Origin of the sequence: Streptomyces corynorhini, assembly GCF_003346515.1 — a bacterium.
Classification (GTDB): Bacteria; Actinomycetota; Actinomycetes; order Streptomycetales; family Streptomycetaceae; genus Streptomyces; species Streptomyces corynorhini.
The window spans coordinates 1-3,291 of record NZ_QQNA01000439.1 but is presented as its reverse complement, the minus strand read 5'-3'; the positions used below and the strand labels follow the sequence as shown (position 1 = coordinate 3,291).

The window sequence follows — 3,291 nt, the reverse complement described above, 5'->3', positions numbered from 1 at the left end:
GCGCCGGACAGTTCGCCGGACAGTTCGCCAAGCTCTGGCGGCTGCACCCGGGCGTGGGCGACATCCACGCCACCGACCTGCTGCCCGAGCGCGCCGAGAAGCTCGCCGCCGACTACGACCTGGCCGGCACCTTCCCGTCCTTCGAGGCGACGATCGCGTCGCCGGACATCGACGCCGTCGCCATCTTCACCCAGCGCTGGACCCACGGCCCGCTCGTCGTCAAGGCCCTGCGCGCGGGGAAGCACGTGTACTCGGCGGTGCCGATGGCGATCTCCGAGGAGGAGATCGCGGCCATCATCGACGCCGTGCGGGAGACCGGGCTGACGTACATGATGGGCGAGACCAGCCAGTACAACCCGGCCACCGTCTACGCCCGCGACCAGATCGCCGCGGGCGCCTTCGGCCGCCTCTTCCACGCCGAGGGCGACTACGTCCACGACATGGACCTGGGTTTCTACGCCGCGTACCAGTACAGCGGCGGCGAGCAGTGGAAGTCCACCGCCAGCTACCCGCCCCTCCTCTACCCGACACACTCGGTGGGCGGTGTGCTCGGCGCGTGGCAGACGCACGCGGTGAGCGTGTCGGCGATCGGTGTCAAGGACGACCGCGGGGACGGGGTCTTCGACAAGGACGTCAGCCAGTTCGACAACGACTTCTCCAACGCGACGGCACTGTTCGAGGTCGCGGGCGGCGGATCGTTCCGTACGAACGAGTTCCGCCGGGTCGGCTACCCCTCGCACATCCGTGAGTCGCGCTTCCGCTTCTTCGGTACGGAGGGCAGCCTCGAACAGCTGGCCACGGTGAGCCTGTGGCAGGACAAGAAGGGCGTCGAGGACGTCACCGACCGCCTCAGGCCCAAGCCCACCCTCTCCCCCGACGACCCCTCCCTGGACCACGTCGCCCCCGCCCTGCGCGACGCCTTCACGTCGGGCTCCGCCCCGGTCCACGACCGCTCCCGGCTCCCGGCGGAGTTCGCGCACGTCTCCAACGGCCACGAGGGCAGCCACCACTTCCTCGCGGACGACTTCGTCACGGCGGTCAACACGGGCACGCTCCCCCCGGTCAACGCCTGGACCGCCGCCCGCTACACCCTCCCCGGCATCGTCGCCCACGAATCGGCCCTCAAGAACGGCGAACGCCTCGCGATCCCGGACTACGGAGACGCCCCGCACCCCGGATAACCACGCGGTCGCAGGGGTCGCGGTTCCGGAGTGGGATGACGGGTGGGAATGTAGGGGCGGTTCGGGGGCCGCTTCCCGCTCGGTGAGTGACAGCTGCCGGTGCTGGGCCAGGTGATTGCCGACGACGGTGAACCGCTAGGGTCTTTCGTTTGGNNCGGAGGAGGGAGCCCACGCGGAGCGTAGGCGACTGACGACAACGCGGCGAGGCGCGGTGCCAGGGCTCGCGAGCCCGGCATGATCCAAACGAGAGGCCCTAGGTGCGGCCGTGGCGTTGATGCCGGACTCCCGTACCGGTAGGGGAGTCCGGAGAGGGAGTCGTCCCCGGAATCTCTCACCGGGCGAACGTGCGCGCGTTGAGGTGCTGAAGAGCCGTCGGGAAGGTTCGGCTTCCCAGGTGGTCAGGCCCCTTGTCCGGGATTCGTAGTTCCGGCGGGGGCCGTTAACTCATATGCCAGTTGGCCCACCGGGTCGCGTACTCCCACGACCCGGTGGTGACCGGGGCCCGCGTAGCTCTGCGCGGGGGGTCAGCCGGTCTGCTTCACCTTGACGACCTTGACTTCCTTCCCGTCGATGACGCGGGTTTCGACGCTGGTCATCTCGAACTTGCCGTCGCGCGGGATGAGTACTTCGGATTCCTTGCCCCGGTAGCGGGAGAGGGGGTCGACGTTGCGGCCGTTGCTGGTCTCGATTTCGAGCAGGACCTTCTCGCCCTTCATGCCGCCTCCGTTGGCCCGGCCGAGGGCGGTCTCCGCCTTGCCGAGGTCGGTGGACGTGCTCAGGTACTCGGGGAAGGTGACCGGGTCACCGTCCAGGAGCTGCTGGAGGATGTTGTCCGGCATGAACGTTCCCCGGTAGACGGTGAGGTCGGGGACCGGCGGGAGGTGGCTCAGCGCATCGTCCATCAGATCAACCTTGGCGGACGGGTCGTGGAACGATCCGGGCACCTTGCCGCCCCGGAGGTACTTGTTCAGGTCGGAGGCCCAGCTCCCGGTGTACTTGGCGATGACCCAGGCGTCCTCCGCCGTCAGGTCCTCGGTCAAGGGGTTCTTCTTGGCGATCTCCTCGACCTCCCTCGCCCAGTCCTTGCTCTGCTGGATACCCGGCCGGTAGTCCGGGACGTCGTCCAGAGCGTGCATCGGGTCGTTGTTCGGCGTGTTCGGGTTGCCCTGCGGGTCGCAGTGGCTGCCCACGCTCGGGTTGAGACCGGCGCCGCCGCCCACGTTCGGATTGAGGCCGGCGTCGCCATCCGCGGCGCTCGCGTCCAGCGCGTCCCTGAGGGCCTGCTCGGCCTCTTCGTACGTGTCGTAGCCGGGAACCGCGGCGCTGCTGGCGGACAGGGCGGCAGCAGCCGCCTTGGCCAGAGCGGCCTGTACCTCCTGCGTGGTGGAGCCGGTGCCGCCACCGGGTCCGGCGGCCAGGGTGACCCGGCCGTCGGAGTCCGGCACGGACGAAGGGAGGCCGACGAAGTTGCTTCCGATCTTGCCGCCGGACTGGTCGCAGTCGTCCTTTTCGTCGTCCGGATCGTCGTCCTCTTCGTCCGGGTCGGGGTCTCCGTCCGTCCTGCCACTGGCGCTGGAACCGCCGGAAGCCGCACCGGAGGAACCGCCCGAGGAACCCCCTGAAGTCCCTGAAGTCCCGCCGGAGGAACCACCGCTGCTGCTGCCACCCGAGCTGGAGCCGCCCAAGGCGCCGCCGATGGCACCCCCGATCGCGCCGCCTACGCCTCCTACGGCACCGCCCACGGAGCCGCCCGAGTCGGATCCGCCCGAAGAACCGCCCGAGGAACCGCCGGACGAGCCGCCCGAACTCGATCCGCCGCTGCTGCCGCCGCTGGACCCGCCAGAGCTGGACCCGCCGGAGCTGGACCCGCCGCTACTTCCACCGGACGAACCACCGGACGAACCGCCAGAGCTTGAGCCGCCCGAGCTTGAGCCACCGGACGAGCCACCGGAAGAACCTCCGGACGAGCCGCCCGATGATCCACCGCTGCTGCCGCCGCTGGAACCGCCGTTGGAACCTCCCGAGGCGCCTCCGGACGCGCCACCGCTGCTGCTGCCACCCGAGCTGGAGCCCCCCGAGCTGGAGCCTCCGGAGCTGGAGCCTCCGGAGG

At 69.9% G+C, this 3,291-nt stretch carries 3 protein-coding genes; 2 read left to right on the top strand and 1 reads right to left on the bottom strand.

What is annotated here, in order from left to right:
* A partial coding sequence (locus DVH02_RS34175; RefSeq protein WP_147286212.1) for a Gfo/Idh/MocA family protein occupies window positions 1-1,181 on the top strand: 1,181 nt, incomplete at its 5' end.
* A 524-nt stretch (window positions 1,182-1,705) separates the two neighbouring features.
* Here DVH02_RS34175 and DVH02_RS34170 read toward each other — a convergent pair.
* On the bottom strand, window positions 1,706-2,866 hold the full coding sequence (locus tag DVH02_RS34170; protein ID WP_114627708.1) for an ADP-ribosyltransferase: 1,161 nt from the start codon (window positions 2,864-2,866) through the stop codon (window positions 1,706-1,708).
* Between the two features lie 10 nt (window positions 2,867-2,876).
* Here DVH02_RS34170 and DVH02_RS34965 point away from each other — a divergent pair.
* Window positions 2,877-3,291: hypothetical protein (locus DVH02_RS34965; RefSeq protein WP_199566520.1), on the top strand; the 415-nt coding region annotated here is incomplete at its 3' end.